This is a genomic window from Streptomyces sp. NPDC050564 (assembly GCF_044457265.1).
Lineage (GTDB): Bacteria > Actinomycetota > Actinomycetes > Streptomycetales > Streptomycetaceae > Streptomyces.
In genome coordinates this window covers 31,146-51,910 of the sequence record NZ_JBITGS010000044.1, presented here as the reverse complement: position 1 = coordinate 51,910, position 20,765 = coordinate 31,146, and the positions used below count along the sequence as shown (strand labels likewise).

At 69.7% G+C, this 20,765-nt stretch carries 19 protein-coding genes and 1 tRNA gene; 6 read left to right on the top strand and 14 right to left on the bottom strand.

The features are described from left to right. Positions 1 to 74: 74 nt before the first annotated feature. From ACIBK0_RS43690 to ACIBK0_RS43675, 4 genes are all read right to left on the bottom strand, one after another. Positions 75 to 272, bottom strand: a complete 198-nt coding sequence (locus tag ACIBK0_RS43690; RefSeq protein ID WP_399093344.1) for a hypothetical protein — start codon at positions 270 to 272, stop codon at positions 75 to 77. Between the two features lie 115 nt (positions 273 to 387). After that, positions 388 to 1,272 carry an SDR family oxidoreductase gene (locus ACIBK0_RS43685; RefSeq protein ID WP_399093341.1) on the bottom strand — a complete coding sequence of 295 codons (885 nt, stop codon included), beginning with the start codon at positions 1,270 to 1,272 and terminating at the stop codon, positions 388 to 390. Further along, positions 1,269 to 2,207 carry an alpha/beta fold hydrolase gene (locus ACIBK0_RS43680; RefSeq protein WP_399093338.1) on the bottom strand — a complete coding sequence of 313 codons (939 nt, stop codon included), beginning with the start codon at positions 2,205 to 2,207 and terminating at the stop codon, positions 1,269 to 1,271. Before ACIBK0_RS43680 ends, ACIBK0_RS43685 begins: the two co-directional genes overlap by 4 nt. After that, on the bottom strand, positions 2,204 to 3,754 hold the full coding sequence (locus tag ACIBK0_RS43675) for a flavin-containing monooxygenase (protein ID WP_399093335.1): 1,551 nt from the start codon (positions 3,752 to 3,754) through the stop codon (positions 2,204 to 2,206). Before ACIBK0_RS43675 ends, ACIBK0_RS43680 begins: the two co-directional genes overlap by 4 nt. A 154-nt stretch (positions 3,755 to 3,908) precedes the next feature. Here ACIBK0_RS43675 and ACIBK0_RS43670 point away from each other — a divergent pair, with 154 nt between their 5' ends. Further along, complete coding sequence (locus ACIBK0_RS43670) at positions 3,909 to 4,538, top strand: MerR family transcriptional regulator (RefSeq protein WP_399093389.1); 630 nt, start codon at positions 3,909 to 3,911, stop codon at positions 4,536 to 4,538. A 298-nt stretch (positions 4,539 to 4,836) separates the two neighbouring features. Here ACIBK0_RS43670 and ACIBK0_RS43665 read toward each other — a convergent pair whose 3' ends face one another. After that, positions 4,837 to 5,631 carry an exodeoxyribonuclease III gene (locus ACIBK0_RS43665; RefSeq protein ID WP_399093332.1) on the bottom strand — a complete coding sequence of 265 codons (795 nt, stop codon included), beginning with the start codon at positions 5,629 to 5,631 and terminating at the stop codon, positions 4,837 to 4,839. 158 nt (positions 5,632 to 5,789) lie between these two features. On the opposite strand from ACIBK0_RS43665, the gene ACIBK0_RS43660 reads away from it, so the two are divergent. After that, a complete protein-coding gene (locus ACIBK0_RS43660) occupies positions 5,790 to 6,266 on the top strand; it encodes a GNAT family N-acetyltransferase (protein WP_399093329.1) in 477 nt (158 codons plus the stop codon). Positions 6,267 to 6,342: 76 nt separating this feature from the next. On the opposite strand, the gene ACIBK0_RS43655 is transcribed toward ACIBK0_RS43660, so the two are convergent. The 8 genes from ACIBK0_RS43655 to galU all read right to left on the bottom strand — a co-directional run bounded on the left by ACIBK0_RS43655 (position 6,343) and on the right by galU (position 13,465). After that, the gene (locus tag ACIBK0_RS43655; protein ID WP_399093326.1) at positions 6,343 to 7,659 is read right to left on the bottom strand and encodes an MFS transporter; all 1,317 of its coding nucleotides are present in this window, start codon (positions 7,657 to 7,659) and stop codon (positions 6,343 to 6,345) included. 158 nt (positions 7,660 to 7,817) lie between these two features. Continuing rightward, positions 7,818 to 7,891: transfer RNA gene (locus tag ACIBK0_RS43650), tRNA-Ala, on the bottom strand. Between the two features lie 97 nt (positions 7,892 to 7,988). Further along, positions 7,989 to 9,257, bottom strand: coding sequence for a gephyrin-like molybdotransferase receptor GlpR (glpR, locus tag ACIBK0_RS43645; protein ID WP_399093323.1), 1,269 nt, complete (start codon positions 9,255 to 9,257; stop codon positions 7,989 to 7,991). Between the two features lie 187 nt (positions 9,258 to 9,444). Next, positions 9,445 to 10,101 carry a GNAT family N-acetyltransferase gene (locus tag ACIBK0_RS43640; protein ID WP_399093320.1) on the bottom strand — a complete coding sequence of 219 codons (657 nt, stop codon included), beginning with the start codon at positions 10,099 to 10,101 and terminating at the stop codon, positions 9,445 to 9,447. Between the two features lie 26 nt (positions 10,102 to 10,127). Continuing rightward, positions 10,128 to 10,640, bottom strand: a complete 513-nt coding sequence (locus tag ACIBK0_RS43635; RefSeq protein WP_399093317.1) for a molybdenum cofactor biosynthesis protein B — start codon at positions 10,638 to 10,640, stop codon at positions 10,128 to 10,130. Then, on the bottom strand, positions 10,637 to 11,149 hold the full coding sequence (moaC, locus tag ACIBK0_RS43630; protein WP_399093314.1) for a cyclic pyranopterin monophosphate synthase MoaC: 513 nt from the start codon (positions 11,147 to 11,149) through the stop codon (positions 10,637 to 10,639). The genes ACIBK0_RS43635 and moaC overlap by 4 nt, the downstream gene beginning before the upstream one ends. A gap of 85 nt (positions 11,150 to 11,234) precedes the next feature. Next, positions 11,235 to 12,557: a gephyrin-like molybdotransferase Glp gene (glp, locus tag ACIBK0_RS43625; protein ID WP_399093311.1), complete on the bottom strand. Its 1,323-nt coding sequence runs from the start codon at positions 12,555 to 12,557 to the stop codon at positions 11,235 to 11,237. 5 nt (positions 12,558 to 12,562) lie between these two features. After that, positions 12,563 to 13,465, bottom strand: coding sequence for a UTP--glucose-1-phosphate uridylyltransferase GalU (gene galU, locus ACIBK0_RS43620; RefSeq protein ID WP_399093309.1), 903 nt, complete (start codon positions 13,463 to 13,465; stop codon positions 12,563 to 12,565). Between the two features lie 133 nt (positions 13,466 to 13,598). Between galU and ACIBK0_RS43615 the strand changes: the two genes are divergently transcribed. Further along, positions 13,599 to 14,174, top strand: a complete 576-nt coding sequence (locus ACIBK0_RS43615) for a 5-formyltetrahydrofolate cyclo-ligase (RefSeq protein ID WP_399093306.1) — start codon at positions 13,599 to 13,601, stop codon at positions 14,172 to 14,174. A gap of 67 nt (positions 14,175 to 14,241) precedes the next feature. Here the strand turns inward: ACIBK0_RS43615 and ACIBK0_RS43610 are convergent, their stop codons facing one another. Then, on the bottom strand, positions 14,242 to 17,001 hold the full coding sequence (locus ACIBK0_RS43610; protein ID WP_399093303.1) for a penicillin acylase family protein: 2,760 nt from the start codon (positions 16,999 to 17,001) through the stop codon (positions 14,242 to 14,244). Positions 17,002 to 17,226: 225 nt separating this feature from the next. Here ACIBK0_RS43610 and ACIBK0_RS43605 point away from each other — a divergent pair, with 225 nt between their 5' ends. The 3 genes from ACIBK0_RS43605 (at position 17,227) to ACIBK0_RS43595 (ending at position 20,670) form a co-directional block, all read left to right on the top strand. Continuing rightward, on the top strand, positions 17,227 to 18,774 hold the full coding sequence (locus ACIBK0_RS43605) for a potassium/proton antiporter (RefSeq protein WP_399093300.1): 1,548 nt from the start codon (positions 17,227 to 17,229) through the stop codon (positions 18,772 to 18,774). A gap of 250 nt (positions 18,775 to 19,024) precedes the next feature. Continuing rightward, positions 19,025 to 20,287 carry an MFS transporter gene (locus tag ACIBK0_RS43600; protein WP_399093297.1) on the top strand — a complete coding sequence of 421 codons (1,263 nt, stop codon included), beginning with the start codon at positions 19,025 to 19,027 and terminating at the stop codon, positions 20,285 to 20,287. Between the two features lie 68 nt (positions 20,288 to 20,355). Then, positions 20,356 to 20,670, top strand: a complete 315-nt coding sequence (locus tag ACIBK0_RS43595) for an FmdB family zinc ribbon protein (RefSeq protein ID WP_399093294.1) — start codon at positions 20,356 to 20,358, stop codon at positions 20,668 to 20,670. The last annotated feature ends 95 nt before the right edge of the window (positions 20,671 to 20,765 follow it).

The window sequence follows — 20,765 nt, the reverse complement described above, 5'->3', positions numbered from 1 at the left end:
AACGCAAGAACGGGGTGCCCTCCGTCAAGAGGGCACCCCGTCCCGGGTAAAGCCGGCGCAGCCAGGCGCAACGATCAGACGTCGTAGTCCTGGTCGAAGCGCTCCTGGGCCTCCTGCTGCATGCGCTCGTCCTCACGCAGGTTCTGCGAACGCTGGTTCTGCGAGCCCTGCTTCTGCGAGGAACGCTCCCGCGTCTCTTCCTTGGGGTCGCCCATCTTCTTCTTGGCCTGCTGCTTCATCTGCTCGGCCTTGTCCTGGAACTGGTCCTTCATGCCCATGAGGTTTCACTCCCATAGTGGGTGAGGGGATTGGGCCTCGACCAGACTTACACGGGGGAACATAGCGCGCATTTCGATCAGTTACTCACGGTGAGCCACACCGTATGACTCAAGGTGAAGTGCCCTGCCGCTGCTGCTCGTCGGCGGCACCACCGGCCCCGACCAGCCCCGTAGCCACGCCCGCGAGCCGTGGCTCGAACCGCCGCATCTCGCGCTGCCCGACCGCCCCGATGATCCCGGGCAGATACCCGCGCACGCCCTGCATCCCGCGCAGCCACCACTGCGCGTACACATGACTCGACCGCCGCTCGATCCCGGCGACGATCCGGTCCACCGCGGGACCCAGCGGATACGTCTTGTTGGACGGCCACGGCAGCCGCTGCCGCAGTTCGCGTATCACCTCGTCCTGGTCGGCGCCCCGCACCATGTCCGTGTCGGTCCACGAGAGATACCCGACCCCGACGCGGACGCCCTTGTGACCGACCTCGGCACGCAGGCTGTGCGCGTACGCCTCCACGCCCGACTTGGACGCGCAGTACGCGGTCATCATCGGCGCCGGAGTGATGGCGGCGAGCGAGGCGATCTGCAGCAGATACCCCCGGCTCTCCATCAGCACGGGCAGGAACGCCCGCGCCGTGACCGCCGACCCGATCAGATTGACCTCGATGACGCGCCGCCAGGCGACCGGATCGGAGTCCACGAAGGGCCCGCCACTGGCCACCCCCGCATTGGCGACGACGATGTCGACCTTCCCGAACCGCTGCTTGACCTCTTCGGCGACCCGCGCCATCGCCTCGTGGTCGGTGACGTCGGCGTACCAGTGGTCGCTGTCGCTGTGCAGCCGTTCCGAGACCTGCTTGAGCGCGTCCGCCTCCAAGCCCACGAGCGCGACCTTGGCGCCGCGCGCGGAGAGTTTGCGGGCGAGGAGTTCACCGACGCCCCGCGCCGCGCCCGTGACGACCGCGACCTGTCCTTCCAGGCTCACCCTGCTCATGCGCCCTCCTTCATCTCTACGGCTTCCGGTGCCCCTGAGGCGTATGTGGTGACGAGTTCGCGGATGCGCGCGGTCACCAGCTCGGGCGCCTCCACCGGTGTCATGTGTCCGAGCCCCGGCAACTCGGTGATCCCGACGCAGTTCGGCAGTGCGGCCACCAGAGCGCGCGCGTGCACGACCGGCGTCATTCGGTCCGCCGTCCCGACGACGACCGCCGTCGGCACCCGCAGCTCCCGTACGCCGTGGTCGACATCGAGCAGTTCGAGGACGACCGACCATGCGTACCGCACCTTGCGCGGACAGGCGTGCACGATCCGCGCGCACGCCTCGACCATGCCGGGTGACGAACCGGGGCCCATCGTCGCGTACTTGAGGATCCGCCTGGCGAGCGGCGTGACCGGCCCGAGCGGAGCGCGCGATCCGAGGACGGACCGGGTGATACGCGTCCGTAGCCGCCCGGCGCGCATGGGCACCACCCGGGCCTCCGCGACCAACCGCGAGCTCCCCGTACTGCACAGCAGCGCGGCCACCGTGTGCTCCCGGAAGCGCGCCCGGGCCGAGGCGGCCATGAGCGTCATCCCGCCCATGGAGTGCCCCACGAGCACGGCCTTCTCGCCGGGCGCGAGCGTGGCCGCGAGCACGGCCTCCAGGTCGTCGGCGAGCGCATCCGTGCCGCACGTGGCGCTCGCGGGGCTGCGCCCGTGACCGCGCTGGTCGTACGCGATGACCCGGTGGTCGGCGGCGAGGTCCCGTATCTGCGCCGCCCAGAAGGCGGTCGAGCAGGTCCAGCCGTGCGCGAGAACGACCGCGGGCGCGCCCTCGGGCCCGTGCACCTCTACGTGCAGTCGCGCGCCGTCGGCGGAGACGGCGGTCAGCTCGCGCGCGGGCGCGGGCGGCGCGTACGCCCCGTGCGCCACATGCATCAGTCGGCTCACGCTTCGGCCTCCACCTTCTTCTTGGAACGGGACTTGGCCGGGGACTGGGCGGAGGAGGCGCCGGCGGCCGGTGCCTTCGGAGCCCGAACGACCTCGTACTCCCCCAGGTCCACGCGCCGGGTGGCCGTGCGGAACTCGCTCGTCGTGCCGGGCCAGATGGTGGTGTTCACGCCGTTGGCGTCGAGGTACCAGCTGGTGCAGCCACCGGTGTTCCACACCGTGCGCTTCATGCGCTCCTGCACCTTGTGGTTCCAGGCGTCCACGGCGCCGGGGCGCGCGTCGAGGGCCGCACGCCCGCCGAGCACGTCCAACTGCCGTACGAAGTCGGCCATGTAGTTCAGCTGGGACTCGATCATCAGGATCATCGACGAGTTCCCGAGGCCGGTGTTGGGCCCGATGATCGTCATCCAGTTGGGGAAGCCGGCCGCGGTGGCCCCGCGCAGCGACTTCATACCGGTCCGCCACACCTCGGCGAGCGTCTTGCCCTCCGCCCCGACGACCCGCTCCGCGATCGGCATGTCGGTGACGTGGAAGCCCGTGCCGAAGACGATCGCGTCGGCCTCGGTGGTGCTGCCGTCGGCGGCGATGAGCGTGGAGCCGTCGATCTCGGCGAGCCCGGAGGCAACCACGTCCACATTCGGCTGCGTGAGCGCCGGGTAGTACGTGTTGGACAGCAGGATCCGCTTGCAGCCGATCCGGTAGTCGGGAGTCAGCTTCCTGCGAAGCTCCGGGTCCTTGACGGCGCGGGCGATGTTCCGCTTGGCCAGCTGCTCCACCATGCCGAGCTCGTTCGGCCGCTTGGTGAACGCCTGGACCTGCAACTCCCGGATGCCCCACAGGAGTCCGCGCCGGGCCTGCGTGGTGAAGGGCAGTTGGCGATGGATCCAGCGTTCGGCGCCACTGATGGCCCGGTCCACACGCGGCATCACCCAGGGCGGAGTGCGCTGGAAGAGGGTGAGCCCGGCGACCTTCGGCTGGATGGACGGCACGATCTGGATGGCCGACGCCCCCGTGCCGATCATGGCGACGCGCTTGCCGCGCAGGTCGTAGTCGTGGTCCCAGCGGGCCGAGTGGAAGACCTTGCCGGGGAAGGTGTCGATCCCCGGGACGTCCGGGATCTTGGGGTCGGAGAGCGGCCCGGTGGCGGAGACGACGACATCCGCCGTGAGGAACCCGCTGCTGGTCTCGATCCCCCAGCGCAGCTTCTCCGCGTCCCAGGTCATCATCTTCACTTCGGTGTCGAAGCGCAGATGCGACCGCAGCCGGAAGACGTCCGCCACATGCTCCAGGTACGCGCGGATGTGCTCCTGCCCGGAGAAGGTGCGCGGCCAGTCGGGGTTGGGCGCGAAGGAGAACGAGTACAGGTGGGAGGGTACGTCGCAGGCACACCCGGGATAACTGTTGTCCCGCCAGGTGCCGCCCACGCTGTCGGCGCGCTCCAGGACGACGAAGTCGGTGACCCCTTCGCGGCGCAGCCGTACGGCCGCTCCCAGACCGCCGAACCCGGACCCGATCACCGCCACTCGGACATGTTCGTGCTCGGTCATCCCGACGCCTCCCTAGCCGCACGACCCTGCCAGTGAACACTGGCGCAATGGGGAGAGTAGAGCAGCCGCGTACTGATGGGTAGGGGTCGCGACCGGGAAAGTTACCGGGGGTACGACGTAGGGTGCGCACGTGGCGGAGAAGCGTGAGTACCGGATGGAGGAGCTGGCCAAGGAGGCCGGCATCACCGTGCGCACCCTGCGCTTCTACCGAGAGCGCAAGCTCATACCGCCGCCCCGCCGCGAAGGCCGTATCGCCTGGTACGACGACACACACCTGGCCCGCCTGCGCACGATCTCGGCGCTGCTCGAACGCGGCCACACCCTGAGCGGCATCGCCGAGCTGGCCGAGGCCTTCGACCACGGCCGCGACGTGGGCGAGCTGCTGGGCCTCGGCGAGCCCACCGAGGAGACCCCCGTCCGCCTCTCTCCCGAGGAACTGGCCGACGCCTTCGCGGGCCAGGCGACCCCGGAGAACCTCGCCGCGGCGCTCGACCTCGGCTACCTCGGCACCGACGGCGGCGAGATCGTCCACATCAGCCGCCGCCTGCTCGACGTCTCGGCGGCCCTGGTCCGCGAGGGCATCCCGCTCGCGGACGTCCTGACGGCCGCCCGGCGTGTGCGCGATCACGCCGACGCGCTCGCCCAGCTCTTCACCACCCTCGTCCTCACCGAGGACCGCACGACCGAGGACCTCCAGCGCCTGCGCCCGCTGGCGAAGAGCGTGGTGGAAGCGGAGCTGTCCATGGCGCTGGACCGGCGACTCAGCCGACGGCAAGGGTCTTGAACACCCGCTCGCCGAGGACGAGTTCCAGGCTCCGCAAGACGTCCTCCTGGCGCGTTCCAACGGCACGCGCCGCAAGCGGGGGACGACAACGGCCCTGCTGGCTATCCGTACGGCGACTACATGGGTCGCGCTACTGCCCGAGGTGAAGTGCGCTCCGCGCCGGCAGGCATGCACTCCGACCGGCCGGACCGGACATCTCACGCCTGACCTTCGCCATTGAGGAATCCCCTGCCGCACAGGGGGTGGGCCGAGACCCGAGTGCTGGGTGGGCCGATCCAGACGGCACACCCAGCACTCGTCAGGACTCGAAGACCACTGTCACGGGGGCATGGTCCGACCACCGCTGCTCATGACTGGCGGCCCGCTCCACGAGCCCCTTGACCGCGCGCCCCGCGAGCCCTGCCGTGGCAACGGCCAGGTCGATCCTCCAACCTGCGTCGTTGTCGAACGCCCGCCCTCGATACGACCACCACGTATACGGCCCTTCGACATCGGGATGCAGCGCCCGCACGACGTCGACGTACCCGCCGTCCTCATCGGCGAAGACCCGCCCCAGCCACTCCCGCTCCTCGGGCAGGAATCCGGAGTTCTTCCTGTTCGCCTTCCAGTTCTTGAGGTCGGCCTCGCGGTGGGCGATGTTCCAGTCACCGCACACGAGCACCTCGCGCCCATCAGCGGCGGCCCGCACCCGCAGCGCCTTCAGATACTCGAGGAACTCCCCCATGAACCGGACCTTCTCGTCCTGCCGCTCGGTCCCGACCTCACCGGAGGGCAGATAGAGGCTGGCGACGGTGACACCGGGCAGGTCGGCCTCGACGTAGCGTCCACTGGAGTCGAACTCCTCGGACCCGAACCCGATCCGCACACGATCCGGCTCACGGCGTGTGTAAAGGGACACACCCGCGCGCCCCTTGGCGGCGGCGGGAGCGTGCACGACATGCCATCCGGCCGGCTCGAGAACCTCCCGCGGCAGCTGCTGGGGCTCGGCCCGCACCTCCTGAAGGCACAGCACGTCCGCGGAGGTCCCCGCGAGCCACTCCACGAAGCCCTTCTTCGCAGCGGCCCGAAGTCCGTTCACATTCACAGAGGTCACCGTCAGCAAAGCACTCTCCTCGGCCTCATTGCCGGCGCGATCAACGGGACACCCTGTCCGAGGTCACCGCCGGCACCCGGGCACGATACTTAATCGGTACCGCCGATCCGAACCCGATCGGTACCCCTCACCGATTGCATAGATGTACGGTAAGCTGCATGGATATCCGCCCAGTCGCCTTCGACCACCCCGACGCCGTCAAGCTCAACGACCAGGTGCAGGCCGAATACGCCGAGCGCTACGGAGACGAGGGTGACGCCACCCACCTCGACCCGTCGATGTTCGCCCCACCGCTCGGGCTCTACCTGATCGCGTACGACGAGCGGGACCGCCCGGTCGCCACGGGCGGCTGGCGCGCCCAGGACGAGAACGACGAGGGCTACTCGAACGGCGACGCCGAGCTCAAGCGCATGTACGTGATTCCCGAGGCCCGCGGTTTCGGCCTCGCCCGCCGCATCCTGGCCGCCCTCGAGTCCGACGCCCGTGCGGCCGGCCGCACCCGCATGGTCCTGGAAACCGGCTCCAAGCAGCCTGAGGCGGTCGCCCTCTACGCGTCGAGCGACTACGAGCCCTGCGCCAAGTTCGGCCATTACCGCTTCCACGAACTGAGCCTCTGCTACGCCAAGGCGCTGTAGAGCTCCGATCGTGGCCGCGACCGCATGGGGGCGGCCCTCGGCCAAGCCCGAACCGAGGGGCTCCGGCCCCCAAGCGCTACCCCGCGACCTGACCCTCGCCGTCCTCCCGGACCTCGCCATGACCGGCGTCGGCCAAGGGGATTGACCCGTTCCGCGCCCCCTGGTCCTCTACCGGAAGGCGATTGATGCGGTACACGTCCGGGATGCACAGGTTGAGGACGGCGGCGGCAAGGATGAGGCCGGCGCACGCCATGAGCACCGTCCGGTCGTCCCAGGCATGGACGGCGAGAGCGGTGATCAGATAGCCGAAGGGAATGGCGAGGAGTTCCCCCACGCTGTTGAACGCGCTCATGCGTCCCAACTCGGCTTGGGGTACGTGTTGCTGGAAGGCCGTGGTCCACGCGACGATCGCGACATCGAGCCCGACCCCGGCGAGCAGGGCGGCGAGCAGCACACAAGGCAGCGGCAGCCCCCATCCCATGGCGACCAGGGGCAGCGCGAGGGCGGAACTGGTCGCGACGGCCACGGCCAGCAACCGGTGCGGGCGCCAGCGCAAGCACACCAGTGTCCCGGCCAGCAGCCCCGACGCGAAGGCAGCCTGGACCAGCCCCCAGTCCCGTGCGCCCGCGTACTGCTCCGCGGCGACGACCGGCCCGAGGAGCTGGAAGCCGGCCAACCACGCGGCGACGAGGACGGTTCCGGCGGCCGTGTAGGTCCACAGCCAGGTGCGTGACCAGAAACCGGTCCACCCCGCTCGCAGATCGCCGAGCGCGCTGCCCGCGGTGAGCGGAGCGTCCAGGCGCAGGCCGAGCAGCAGCAGGGCCGCGGCGGCGAAGGTGAGCGCGTCCCAGGCCAGAGCCCAGGACGGACCGGCGGCCGCGACGACGAGTCCACCGATGACGGGGCCGAGTACCTTGACCGCGTTGCTCGGGAGCCTGAGCAGGGCATTGGCCTGCTGCAGATGCTCCCGGAAAACGATCTGGCCCACGGCGCCCTGGGCGGCGGGCATCGTGAAGGCCACGGCGGTTCCCGAGGCGAACCCGCAGACGGCGATGGAGGTTGTCGTCGCGTGGCCGGTGGCGACGGTCGCGGCCAGCGTCCCTTGGGCCGCGGCCGCCAGCAGATTGCCGAGGAAGAGAATCCGGCTCCGTGACAGACGGTCCGCGAGGACTCCGCCCGCGAGGAGGAAGACCACGGTCGGAACGGTGTTCATGGCGAGCACAAGGCCGAGGGCCCCGGCTCCGCCGCCCTGCTCGATCACGGAATAGGCGAGCGCGAGAGGCGCCATCGCGGACCCGGTGACGGAGATCAGGTTGGCCAGCACGAATCGCCGGAAGGCCGGGATCCTCAGGGGCGCCGTAGGGGTGGTCGACAAGTCCGCTGCGGTGTGCATGCTCTCCCCCGTGCTCGGCGCAGCGAGCACCCTACGGCAACGCCCGCAGGTCGGGCACGAGTTGTGGCAGCCCGGGAAAACAAAGATCCCGCCCGATCAATCAGATCGGACGGGATCTCGTCAACTGTCCCCGAGTTACCTCAAGAACAGCTGCTGCGTGGACCTGAGGGGATTTGAACCCCTGGCCCCCTCGATGCGAACGAGGTGCGCTACCGGACTGCGCCACAGGCCCTTGCAACGAGTGAAACTCTAGCATCCCCATCGAGGTGCCCGGAAATCCGTTCCTGGCTGGTCAGCCAGGGACTCCCGAACCCCCGTCGTCACACCCGTCACTCGTTGGCCGCACGCGGCCGTCCCCCGTCCTCGTACTGGTCGAAGAGCGGTGTACGACCGCGCTCGCGGGCGCGCCGGGCGGACGCGGCGCGACGCGCGTCACTGCGGCCGTCGTCGACGGCCTCCGCCTCGTCGGACGGCTCCTCGGCGGCCGGCTCGGCCTCCCGCGCGGACGGTTCCACGGCGCTGGAGCGCGCGGAGCTCCACGCGTCCGGCGCCCCCAGGTCGACGCTGGGCGTGGCCCGGGGCGCGACCGGCGCGGTCACGTACGTCGGCAACGGAACCGGCACGGGGTCCCAGCTGTCGCCCTGGCCGGGACCGCGCTGGCGCTCGCGCTGCTGGTCGACCCACTCCGCGTGGTCGGTCTGCTCGACGAGCGCGCGGCGGTCGGCCGCGAGCGCGGAGAGGCCGGAGTCGGTCTCCGGCTCCGATCCCTCGTCCGGCTCGTCGGCTCCGGGGTCGACGGTCGGCCGCCGGCGCGGCTGCCGCTCCCGCAGCCGCTGCGCCGCGGCCTCGGCCCTGCGCCGGTCCATCGTGTAGGTGAAGCGGCGCTTCTCCTGGGCCCGCAGATACACGATGTACGCGCTCAGCATCACCGCGGGCACGCCGGGCGCCCACAGGAAGGCGAGCCCGCCCACAGCCGCCACGATCGCGCCGAGCGTGAAGGCGAGGAAGAGCATCACCGTCGTACGCCGTCGGCGCGCGAGCACCTTCGAGCGCCGGGCACGCGCTGCGGCCTCCGCCGAAGAACCACGCCGCGCGCCCGGCACACGCCGGGACGCGGACTTGGCCGACGGCTTCGGCGCGGACATGGGCGACTGCTGCGGTACGGACTTGGCCGCCTGCTGGGGTACGGGTCTGGCGGCGCCCGGGGCCTCGCGCGCGGCCCCCTGCCGGGCGGCGGCCGGAGGCGCCGTCTCCGAGTGCGCCGGGGACGACGGCTGAACCCGCTCCTGCACCTGCGGCCGGTGCTGGACCTGCGCCTGCGGCCGGGTCGGAGGCATGGCGAAGGCCCGGACGTCCACCGAATCGGTGACGCCGTCCGGGTCGGCGCTGAGCTCCCCCTCCTCGGCGGAGCGCGCCCGCAGGTCCTTGGCGTACCGACGCTCCATACCCGCCCGTCCGGACAGCAGCCGGATGGCGGTGCTGAAGCGTTCCGTCGGACGGGCTTCGTTCAGCTCGTCCTGCCTACGGAGCCACATCGGCACCAAGTAGGCGGCCCAGGCCCCGACGATGACTGCGTAGATGAGGCCGCTGCTGCTCACGTCTCACACGGTAGAGGGGTTTGCGTGAGGCCATCTGCCAATTGCGCCGGTGTGTCGCACGATCTGGCTGATATTTCGAGCTTTTTTTGCGACCGATGCGATCAGCAGGCCGCCGGGACCGTGAATTCAATGACCGGAGACGGACTCAAGGCGATCGCCGATCGGTCAATTTCGAACATCCATTCAATTAGCCGGCGTTCCCCGGCTTGCTCTGGTTCTGCGAGCCCGCCTGCTCCGATCCCACCTGCTCCGAGCGGGTCTGCGCCGAGCGCGTCCGGCGCCAGCGTCCGAGCAGCCCATCGGGCACCTCTTCGGCGGTGAGCGCGTACACGAGATGGTCGCGCCAGGCCCCGTCGATGTGCAGATAACGTGGACGAAGCCCTTCCTCACGGAATCCGAGTTTCTCCACGACCCGGCGGCTCGGCCTGTTCTCGGGGCGAATACAGACTTCGATGCGGTGCAGTCCGACGGCGCGGAAGCAGTGGTCGGTCACCAGCGCCACGGCCGTCGGCATCACCCCGCGGCCCGCGACCCCCTGGTCCACCCAGTAGCCGATGTGCCCGGAGCACATCGATCCCCAGGTGATTCCGGCGACCGTCAGCTGCCCGACGAGCCGGCCCTGGTACTCGATCACGAAGGGCAGCATCCGGCCCGCGTTGGCCTCGGCGCGCAGATGCCGGACCATCTGGCGGTAGGTCGGCCGGTGCGCGATCGGGCCGCTGGGGGTGGGCGGCGGGATGGTCGCCTCCCAAGGCCGCAGCCAGTCCCGGTTGCGCCGGTTCACCTCGCGCCAGACCCGCTGGTCGCGCAGCTTTATGGGCCGAAGGACGACATCGCCGTCCACCAGCTCGACGGGCCAGGATGGGCTGTTCAGCTCGCACCCCCACTGCCATGAGGTCTGGGGTGGTCGCCGCCGCGGATCTGGTCGACGGCGTGGATCAAAAGGGGCTCCAGGACAGCGAGGCCGTCCCGCACCCCGCCGGTGGAGCCCGGCAGGTTGACGATCAGCGTCCGTCCGGCGACTCCGGCGAGCCCCCGGGACAGCGCCGCCGTCGGGACCTTCTCTCTTCCGAACGCCCTGATGGCCTCGGGAATGCCCGGCACCTCATGGTCGAGCACCCGCCGCGTCGCCTCGGGCGTCCGGTCGGTCGGCGAGATCCCCGTACCACCGGTGGTCACGATGACGTCGTACCCGGCGTCGGTGCCCGCGCGCAGGGCGGCCTCGACCGGGTCGCCGTCGGGGACGACCTGCGGGCCGTCCACCGCGAAGCCGAACTTCGCGAGCCCCTCGGCGATCAGGGGACCGCCCTTGTCCTCGTAGACCCCGGCTGCGGCGCGATTGGAGGCCGTGACCACCAGGGCTCGATACGACGATGCCGTCATGCCCGGCTCCAGTCGCCCGACTTCCCGCCCGTCTTCTCTTCCACCCTCACGTCCGTGATGACCGCCCCCTTGTCGACCGCCTTGACCATGTCGATCACGGTGAGGGCCGCCACGCTGACCGCGGTGAGGGCTTCCATCTCGACGCCCGTACGGTCGGTGGTCTTCACGGTGGCGAGGATCTCGACGGCGTCGTCCGCGACCGACAGATCAATCTTGACACCCGACACCGACAACGGGTGGCACAGCGGGATCAGGTCCGGCGTGCGCTTGGCCCCCATGATGCCCGCGATGCGCGCGGTGGCAAGGGCGTCACCCTTGGGGACCCCCTTGCCACGCAGCAGCTCGACGACACGGGGTGAGACCAGGACGCGTCCGCTGGCGCGGGCGGTGCGCGCGGTCACGTCCTTCCCGGATACGTCGACCATGCGGGCGGCGCCGGCCTCGTCGATGTGCGTCAGTCGGTCCTGCACAGGGGGTCCGGGGGTCTCCCCCCGGGATGGAACAGTCATGTGCGTGGGCGCTCCCGGTCCGGGCCTGTCGCGGTGCGGCGCGTGGGCCTGTTGTGCGCGACACGCTACCGCCAACGCGGGGTGCTCAGCCGAGCAGGACCACCTCGACCTCCGCGCCGGGCTCGACCGACGTGTCGTCCTCGGGGACGACGATCAGCGCGTCGGCCTGCGCGAGCGCCGCGACCAGGTGTGATCCGACGCCGCCGACGGGCGTCACCTCGCCCTCCGCGTACGTCCCCCGTAGGAACTGCCGACGGCCCGCGGGCGAGGTCAGCGCCTTGTCCGCCTTCAGCGTCGCCCTGGTCGTGGGCCGGTGGACGTCCTTCAGCCCCATCAGGGTGCGGATCGCGGGGCGTACGAACAGCTCGAAGGAGACGTACGACGACACGGGGTTGCCCGGGAGTGCGAGCAGCGGGGTGTGGTCGGGTCCGATGGTGCCGAAGCCCTGGGGCTTGCCGGGCTGCATGGCGAGCTTGCGGAAGTCGATGCCGCTGCCCGCTTCGTCCTCGTCGCCCACGGAGGACAGCGCCTCCTTGACGACGTCGTACGCGCCGACGCTCACGCCGCCCGTCGTGACCAGCATGTCCGCGCGGATGAGCTGGTCCTCGATGGTGGCGCGAAGCGTCTCGGCGTCGTCGGCGACCGCGCCCACCCGGTAGGCGATGGCCCCGGCGTCGCGGGCGGCGGCGCAGAGGGCGAAGCTGTTCGAGTCGTAGATCTGGCCGGCGCCCAACTCCTCGTCGGGCTGGACCAGTTCGCTGCCCGTGGACAGGACGACCACGCGCGGGCGCGGGCGCACGCGTACGGTGCCGCGGCCGATCGCGGCGAGCAGGCCGATCTGCGGCGGGCCGAGGACGGTGCCGGCTTCGAGGGCACGGTCACCGGCCTTCACATCGCTGCCCTTCGCGCGCACATGCGCGCGCGCCTCGGCCGGGCGGTGGACCTGCACCTGACCGGAAGCGGCCTCGGGGGCCGCGCTGCGGGCGCGCATCCCGGAGACCGGGCCCTCACCCAGGCCGCCGTCGGTCCACTCCACGGGGACGACGGCCTCGGCGCCGGGCGGCAGCGGGGCGCCGGTCATGATGCGGGCGGCCTGGCCGGGGCCCACATAGGGGGGCTTGGCCTGGCCGGCCGCGACGTCACCGACGACCCCCAGGACGGCCGGGTACTCCTCGCTCGCCCCCGCGACATCGGCGACCCGGACCGCGTACCCGTCCATTGAGCTGTTGTCGAACGGCGGCAGGGAGACCGGCACCATCACGTCCTCGACCAGGACGCAGCCCTGGGCGTCGAGGAGTTGCAGCTCGATGGGTTCGAGGGGGCGGACGGTCGCGAGGATGTCCTCCAGGTGATCGTCCACGGACCAGAGGTGATCCTGGCCGGTGGTGCGGGTCGCGGCGCTGCTCAAAGTCCCTACATCTCCTCGGCTACGTAACTGCGAAGCCAGGTCCGGAAGTCCGGGCCCAGGTCTTCACGTTCGCACGCGAGTCTGACAATGGCACGCAGGTAGTCGCCACGGTCCCCGGTGTCATAGCGGCGGCCCTTGAAGACGACGCCGTGCACGGGGCCACCGATCTTCTCCTCGTCGGCGAGCTGCTGGAGAGCGTCGGTGAGCTGGATCTCACCGCCGCGACCCGGCTCGGTCTTGCGCAGTATGTCGAAGATGTGCGGATCGAGGACGTACCGCCCGATGATCGCGTAGTTGCTGGGCGCGTCCGCCGCGTCCGGCTTCTCGACCAGGCCCGTCACCTTGACCAGGTCGCCCTCGTCGGTGGCCTCGACGGCGGCACATCCGTAGAGGTGGATCTGTTCGGGCGCGACCTCCATGAGCGCGATGACGCTGCCGCCGCGCTGCTCCTGGACTTCGACCATGCGGGCGAGCAGGGGGTCGCGCGGGTCGATCAGGTCGTCACCGAGGAGCACGGCGAAGGGCTCGTGGCCGACGTGCGGGGCGGCACACAGAACGGCGTGACCGAGACCCTTGGGGTCGCCCTGGCGCACGTAGTGCATGGTGGCGAGGTCGCTGGACTCCTGGACCTTGGCGAGCCGGTCGGCGTCGCCCTTCTTCTGGAGCGCCGATTCGAGCTCGTAGTTGCGGTCGAAGTGGTCCTCGAGGGGGCGCTTGTTGCGACCCGTGATCATCAGGACGTCGTCAAGACCCGCCGCCACGGCCTCTTCGACCACGTACTGGATCGCCGGCTTGTCGACGACCGGCAGCATCTCCTTGGGAGTGGCTTTGGTGGCCGGCAGGAACCGGGTGCCGAGGCCTGCTGCGGGAATGACAGCCTTGCTGATCCTGGGGTGTGACTCAGTCATGCCCGCAACCATAACCGGTGGCTATGTGCGGAATCTGAGGCTCCGGTTAATTCGCTCTCATATGAGCGCATTAGGAAGGGTACGGGAGCAACCTGTGAGTCACCTCGGACGTGAACCTGAGTCTGGCAAGCGAATGTTGCGGCGAGGATTCCTCTTGGTGAGAAAAGGGTTGACGGCCGATGACGTGCGGAAAACGGCCGAGGCCCTGGCCGCCCGCGCCCTGGAGCTGCCCGAACTGGCGCACGCGCGCACGGTGGCGGCGTACGTCTCCGTGGGGAGCGAGCCCGGCACCCTCGCACTCCTGGACGCGCTGCACGCGCGGGGCGTGCGCGTGCTGCTGCCGGTCCTGATGACGGACAACGACCTGGACTGGGGGGCGTACGCCGGGGAGAAGTCCCTCGTACGGGTCCAACACGGCGGAAAGATGGCGCTCTTGGAGCCCGCCGGCGAGCGGCTGGGTCCGGAGGCCGTCCAGGGCGCCGACGTCGTCCTGCTGCCCGGTCTCGCCGTCGACGCGCGCGGCATGCGTCTGGGACGCGGCGGGGGCTCCTACGACCGTGTCCTGGCCCGTCTGGAGCGTGCGGGGGCCGATCCCGCGCTGGTGGTGCTCCTGTACGACGCCGAGGTCGTCGAGCGAGTGCCCGAGGAGCCGCACGACCGTCCCGTCCACGCGGTGGTGACCCCCTCCGGCGTGCGCCGCTTCCGCTGACGCCCCCGCATACGTGAAGTGGCCCTCCACGCGCGCGTAGAGGGCCACTTCGATTCCGTACCGACTCTCAGGGCTTCAGGACCAGAGTGTCGCTCGTCTTCTTGTCGACGGCCTTCTCCGAGAAGGCCCAGGGCAGCAGTTCACCCTTGGCCCACTTGTCCGTCTGGTCGGTGTAGTGGGCGCTGTAGGCGTGCCCGGAGGCGCCGGAGAGGTTGATCCACTTGGATTTGTCGAGGTCCCCGAGGTTGACGACCATCCGCATCGACGGCACCCAGACAACTCCGTAGCCGCCCGCCGCGTTCCAGCCGGTCGCGTTGACCGTCGCCTCGCCGCCGCTGAGCTTCCAGGGGCCGCGGTTGAGCATGTACTTCAGGAACGCGGGACCGTCGGTGCCCAGCGTCTGGTTCTTCAGGAACAGGCGGTGCAGCCGGCCCCAGCTCCAGGTGTCGATGTCCTTGCCGAGCTTCGCGGTCAACTCCCAGCGAGCGTCCTTCATCGCCCGCGCGAACAGCTCGTCACGGGTGTCGGTCGCCTTGTCCAGGCGCGTCTTGGGCGACTTCCACCAGTCGTTGTTCTCGTCGTCTATGGTCTTGCGGACCACCTCGAACCAGCGGTCGCCGCCGTCCGGCTGCGCCTGGTCGGCGTCGCGCTGACCGCACTCGCGGACCGACTGGTCCTCGTCCGCGGGACCGGTGGTGTCGACGGGGTCGACCCACAGGCACTGGCCCTTGACCCGCAGCTCCTTGGGCAGCTTGTTGCCGAAGGCGAGCTTGAGGATGTTGCGCCAGGTCGCGTTGAAGTACGCGGCCGCCGCGGAGTCGGCGTCCTGGGTGTAGTCCCAGCCCTCCAGAAGCTTCTGCGCCTCGCGTACGTTCTTGTCGGCGACGTCGATCTTGAGCAGCTTGGGCACGATCAGCTTGGCGATCTCGCTGCTGTTGTCGAGCTGCATCTGGCGCATGTCGTCGGTCGAGATCTTGCCGCCGCCGTCGATCTTCGTCTTGATCAGATCGGTGATCCGCTGGCTGCGCGTGCCGTAGCCCCAGTCCGTGGTGAGCGTGTAGGGGTACTTGTCCGGGTCGACGACGGCCTGGTTGGCGGTCACGATGTAGCCGCGCTTCGGGTCGTACTCGTAGGGCAGCTCGGCCTGCTTGATGTATCCGGTCCAGTTGTACTCGGGGTCCCAGCCCGGCGACGGGAGCGAGCCGTTGCCCTCGCCTCGTATCGGGATCCTGCCCGGCAGCTGGTAGCCGATGTGGCCCTTGGTGTCGGCGTAGACCAGGTTCTGCGAGGGCACGTCGAAGGACGCGGACGCCTTGCGGAACTCGGGCCAGTCCGACGCCTTGTCCATCTCGAAGACGGCATCCATGGAGTTGCCCGGGTCCAGCGCGGTCCACCGCAGCGAAATGCCGTAGCCGTCGCCGCGGTCGGGCGCAGCGGGGTCGACGGTGGCCTTCTTGCCGACCTTGACGAGTTCGTCGTCGCGGTCGGACAGCAGGGGCCCGTTGTTGGTCTCCCGGACGACGATCTTCTTGGACGCGGCACCCGCGACCTTGATCGTCTCCTTGCGGGTCGTGAAGGGCAGCACCTTGCCGCCGTACTGGTAGCCGTCGCCGGTGAGCTTCTCCAGGTAGAGGTCGGTGACGTCGACCCCGGAGTTGGTCATGCCCCAGGCGATGTCCTGGTTGTGGCCGATGACCACACCGGGCATGCCCGCGAAGGTGTAGCCGGAGACGTCGTACTGGCACTTGCTGGAGACGCTCGTGCAGTGCAGGCCCATCTGGTACCAGACCGACGGCAGCGAGGCCGACAGGTGCGGGTCGTTGGCCAGCAGGGGCTTGCCGGTGATGGTGTGCTTGCCGCCGACGACCCAGGAGTTCGAACCGATGCCGTTGCCGTTCACGCCGACGGCCGTGGGCAGGTCGTCGAGGACGTTGTAGAGCCCCGACAGCTGGCTCTGCAGGCCGGAGCCGGAGGGTGCCGTGGCGTTGTTCGTCAGCCCGGTGCCCGCCGTGGAGGTCGAGGAGGCCGTACCTGAGCCGGCCTGGACGTACGACTTGGTGATGCTGTCGTACGCGCCGTCCTGGACGATCGTCTTGTTCCGGCTGTACGGGTAGTCCGGGTACAGGTCGGCGATCTGCTTCGGACCGAGGCGGCTCGTCATCAGGGAGCGGTCGATCTCTTCCTGCATGTTGCCGCGCAGGTCCCAGGCCATCGCCTTGAGCCAGGCCACCGAGTCGACCGGGGTCCACTCCTGGGGCTTGTAGTCGTTGGTGAAACCAAGGGCCGCGTACTCCAGGGAGATGTCCTTGCCGTCCTTGCCCTTCAGGTAGGCGTTGACCCCCTTGGCGTACGCCTGGAGGTACTTCTTCGTGGAGGCCGACAGCTTGGTGTCGTACTCCTTCTTCGCCACCCGGTCCCAGCCCAGGGTGCGCAGGAACTCGTCGTTCTTGACCTGGCCCTTGCCGAACATCTCGGAGAGCCGGCCCGAGGTCATGTGGCGGCGCACGTCCATCTCGTAGAACCGGTCCTGCGCCTGGACGAAGCCCTGCGCCATGAACAGGTCCTCGTCGGAGGAGGCGTAGATCTGCGGGATGCCGTTGCCGTCGCGCTTCACGTCGACGGGTCCCGACAGGCCGTCCAGCGTGAGGGAGCCCTTGGTCTGCGGGAAGGAGGCGCGCACGGTGCTGATGCTCCAGTACGCGCCGAAGGCGACGCCTCCGATGATGGCCAGGACCAGGACAATCAAGAACAGTCGGGCTTTGCGCCCCTTCTTCCTGCCGGACTTGCCGGGCTTTTGGCCGGAAGAGGCGGTGGTGTTGGGGGGCATCGCTGTCCTTGCTGTCCTAACGCGAGCGGCAGGCGGTCCTGGAGTGCTGGAGCAACCATAGGCGCAGGGCTCACAGCGCCTTGACGCGGAGTCGGGTACCCGGGCGCACGGGAGTTCGATCTTGCCCACTGGAGTGTCAAGAAAGCGTCAAGAATTAGGTAAGGTAATGAAGTACTTGGACTGACGTACCAACGTCCGGCGTTCGGATCGGCCTGTTCTGATCCCGTGCCCGGATCGGCGAGAAGGGAACAGCCGCTGACTGTCCACCACCTCAACCAGCTCCTGCTCGTGTGCTCGCTCGTCCTGCTCGTCGCGGTGGCAGCGGTTCGGATCTCTTCGCGCAGCGGGCTCCCCAGCCTGCTCGTATACCTGGGCATCGGCATCGCGATGGGCCAGGACGGAATCGGCGACATCCACTTCAACAATGCCGAGCTGACCCAGGTCATCGGGTACGCGGCCCTGGTCGTGATCCTGGCCGAGGGCGGCCTCGGCACGAAGTGGAAGGAGATCGAGCCGGTGCTTCCGGCCGCCTCCTGCCTGGCGCTGGTCGGCGTCGCCGTGAGCGTCGGCATCACGGCCACGGGCGCGCACTACCTCATCGGGCTCGAGTGGCGGCAGGCGCTCATCATCGGTGCGGTGGTGTCCTCGACGGACGCAGCGGCGGTCTTCTCGGTGCTGCGGAAAATCCCCCTCCCCGCGCGCGTGACGGGCGTGCTGGAGGCCGAGTCGGGCTTCAACGACGCTCCGGTGGTCATCCTCGTCGTCGCGTTCTCCATGGCCGGCCCCGTGGAGCACTGGTACACGCTGCTGGGCGAGATAGCTCTGGAGCTCGCCATCGGCGCGGCCATCGGCATCGCGGTGGGCTGGCTCGGCTCCTACGGGCTGCGCCATGTGGCACTGCCCGCCTCCGGCCTCTACCCGATCGCCGTGATGGCGATCGCGGTCGTCGCCTACGCCGCCGGCGCACTCGCCCACGGCAGCGGCTTCCTCGCCGTGTATCTGGCCTCGATGCTGCTCGGCAACGCCAAACTGCCGCACTGGCCCGCCACGCGCGGCTTCGCCGAAGGACTCGGGTGGATCGCCCAGATCGGTATGTTCGTCCTGCTCGGTCTATTGGTCACGCCGCACGAGATGGGCGACGACATCTGGCCCGCCCTCGTCATCGGCCTGGTGCTGACCATGGTGGCGCGGCCGCTGAGCGTCGTCGTGAGCCTGCTGCCGTTCCGTGTTCCGTGGCAGGAACAGACGCTGATGTCCTGGGCGGGGCTGCGCGGCGCCGTCCCCATCATCCTGGCGACGATCCCGATGGTGAACGGTGTCGCGGAGAGCCGCCGGATCTTCAACATCGTCTTCGTTCTGGTCGTCGCCTACACCCTCATCCAGGGGCCCACACTGCCCTGGCTGGCCCGGAAGCTGCGCCTGGGCGAGGCCGCCGAGGCCGCCGACCTCGGCATCGAATCGGCGCCCCTGGAACGGCTGCGCGGTCATCTGCTGTCCGTCGCGATCCCCGGGGGGTCGCGGATGCACGGCGTCGAGGTGAACGAGCTACGGCTGCCCGCGGGCGCTGCCGTCACGCTCGTCGTGCGGGACGGGAAGTCCTTCGTGCCGCTGCCCACGACCGTGCTGCGGTACGGCGACGAGCTACTCGTGGTGGCCACCGATCCGGTCCGGGACGCGGCCGAGAAGCGGCTGCGCGCCGTGGCCCAGGGCGGCAAGCTGGCCGGCTGGCTGGGAACACCGGGCAACGGAGCGGAACGGCAAACGGGACATTAAGGAGCGATGGCATTCACAGGCGAATGCTGCCGTGGTGCTCGTTTTCACAGGCACCGGACACCTCCGTCCCTGTACGATGAAGGCGCACCTTGATCGAACCAACTCTGCCTGACGCAGAGCTGGCGCGACCGTATGGCGGCCGCGGTGCCCTCGCAGTGGGCGACCCGGTATCTACCGCAGTTCCGCGCAAGAGGACAGCTCTCGGCGCCCCCGCACGGGCGCGCTACCAGGCGGCAGAAAGGCACGGGCCGTGGCATCCACGGTCACCTCCCGCCCTGGGTACGGACAGCTGCTGCGCACACGCGGCGCCTGGACGTTCCTGCTTCCCGGCTTCGCCGCACGCCAGCCGTTCGCGATGCTGACCATCTCCATCGTGCTGCTCGTGCAGCACACCACCGGCTCGTACGGAGCTGCCGGCGCCGTCGCCGCCGTCACCGGTGTCTCCATGGCGCTGTTCGCGCCCTTCACGGGACGTCTCGCCGACCGCCACGGGCAGCGGGCGGTCCTGCTGCCCGGCGTCCTGGTGCACGCCCTGTCGGGCCTCTCCCTGACGGCGCTCGCGCTGACCGACGCCCCCTTGTGGGCGCTTTTCGTCGCCGCCGTGCCGACCGGCGCCTCGGTGCCGCAGATCGGCCCCATGGTGCGTGCCCGCTGGGGCGTGAAGCTGCAGGGCTCGCCCCTGATGACCACCGCGGCGGCCTTCGAGTCCGTCACGGACGAGCTGACCTTCGTGTTCGGCCCGCTGCTCGCCACGGCGCTGTGCACGGCCGTGGACCCGTCCGCGGGTCTGCTCACCGAGGCCGCGCTGACCCTGATCGGCGGTCTCCTCTTCGCCGCGCAGAAGAGCACCCAGCCCACTGTCGCTCCCGCCGGGCACACGCGCGTGCAGCACGATTCCGCGCTGCGGGTCCCCGGAGTGCGCGTTCTGATCGTCACCTTCCTGGGCATCGGCTCCGTCTTCGGCGGCATGCAGGTCTCCCTCACCGCGTTCAGCGAGTCGATCGGCGAGCCGGGTCTGAACGGCGTCCTGTACGGCATCTTCGCCGCGGGCAACATGCTCTCCGGCATCGTCTGCGGCGCCATCGCCTGGAAGGTGGCCCCGCAGCGACGCCTCGTCCTCGGGTACGCGGCCCTGGCGCTCACCGCCTCCGGGCTGTGGGCCGCCCACTCCGTGATCGTGCTCGCCGGGATCGGCCTCCTGGTCGGCATATGCATCGCTCCGGCCCTGATCACCGGCTACACCCTGGTCGAGGGCCTGGTCCCGCAGGCCGCCCGCACCGAGGCCTTCACCTGGCTGACCGGCGCGGTCGCGCTCGGGCAGGCGGCGGCCGTCACGGTCGCCGGACAACTGGAGGACCGCCTCTGGGACGGTGCCGGTTTCCTGGTGCCGATGGCCGGTACGGGACTGGCTCTGGTCACGCTGCTGGCCCTGCGGTCACGGCTGACGACCCGGGCCCCGAGTCGCACCGTCGCACGTGGCGTCGGTCACCGAGTGCCGGTGACAGTGGACTGATCTCGCGGAATACGTCACTATGGACCGTCGTTAGCACTCATTGAGTGAGAGTGCCAGGAGGAAGACAAGTGCCGACCTACCAGTACCAGTGCACCGAGTGCGGCGAGGGCCTTGAGGCGGTGCAGAAGTTCACCGACGATGCCCTGACCGAGTGCCCCAACTGCGGTGGCCGCCTGAAGAAGGTGTTCTCGGCCGTCGGCATTGTCTTCAAGGGCTCCGGCTTCTACCGCAACGACAGCCGCGGCTCCTCGTCGAGCAGCTCGCCCGCGTCGGCGAAGCCGTCGACCTCTTCTTCGTCCTCGTCGTCGACGACCTCGTCGTCCTCGTCGTCCTCGGACTCGAAGTCGTCGGGAACCGGCTCGTCCAGCAGCTCCGCCGCGTAACACTTCGTAAGGCCTGCCCCCGGCTTTCGCGGGGCCAGTTCTTACAGGACCCTGTCGTCGTCCGGCGGCAGGGTCTTCGGCGTTCCCCGACCCGG

Coding starts and splice junctions, on each gene's coding strand:
- ACIBK0_RS43660 (WP_399093329.1), top strand. CDS start 5,790: ATGGATATCCGCCCAGTCGCCTTCGACCACCCCGACGCCGTCAAGCTC.
- ACIBK0_RS43615 (WP_399093306.1), top strand. CDS start 13,599: ATGTTGCGGCGAGGATTCCTCTTGGTGAGAAAAGGGTTGACGGCCGAT.
- ACIBK0_RS43655 (WP_399093326.1), bottom strand. CDS start 7,659: ATGCACACCGCAGCGGACTTGTCGACCACCCCTACGGCGCCCCTGAGG.
- moaC (WP_399093314.1), bottom strand. CDS start 11,149: ATGACTGTTCCATCCCGGGGGGAGACCCCCGGACCCCCTGTGCAGGAC.
- ACIBK0_RS43690 (WP_399093344.1), bottom strand. CDS start 272: ATGAAGGACCAGTTCCAGGACAAGGCCGAGCAGATGAAGCAGCAGGCC.
- ACIBK0_RS43685 (WP_399093341.1), bottom strand. CDS start 1,272: ATGAGCAGGGTGAGCCTGGAAGGACAGGTCGCGGTCGTCACGGGCGCG.
- ACIBK0_RS43635 (WP_399093317.1), bottom strand. CDS start 10,640: ATGACGGCATCGTCGTATCGAGCCCTGGTGGTCACGGCCTCCAATCGC.
- ACIBK0_RS43670 (WP_399093389.1), top strand. CDS start 3,909: ATGGAGGAGCTGGCCAAGGAGGCCGGCATCACCGTGCGCACCCTGCGC.
- galU (WP_399093309.1), bottom strand. CDS start 13,465: ATGACTGAGTCACACCCCAGGATCAGCAAGGCTGTCATTCCCGCAGCA.
- ACIBK0_RS43610 (WP_399093303.1), bottom strand. CDS start 17,001: ATGCCCCCCAACACCACCGCCTCTTCCGGCCAAAAGCCCGGCAAGTCC.
- ACIBK0_RS43675 (WP_399093335.1), bottom strand. CDS start 3,754: ATGACCGAGCACGAACATGTCCGAGTGGCGGTGATCGGGTCCGGGTTC.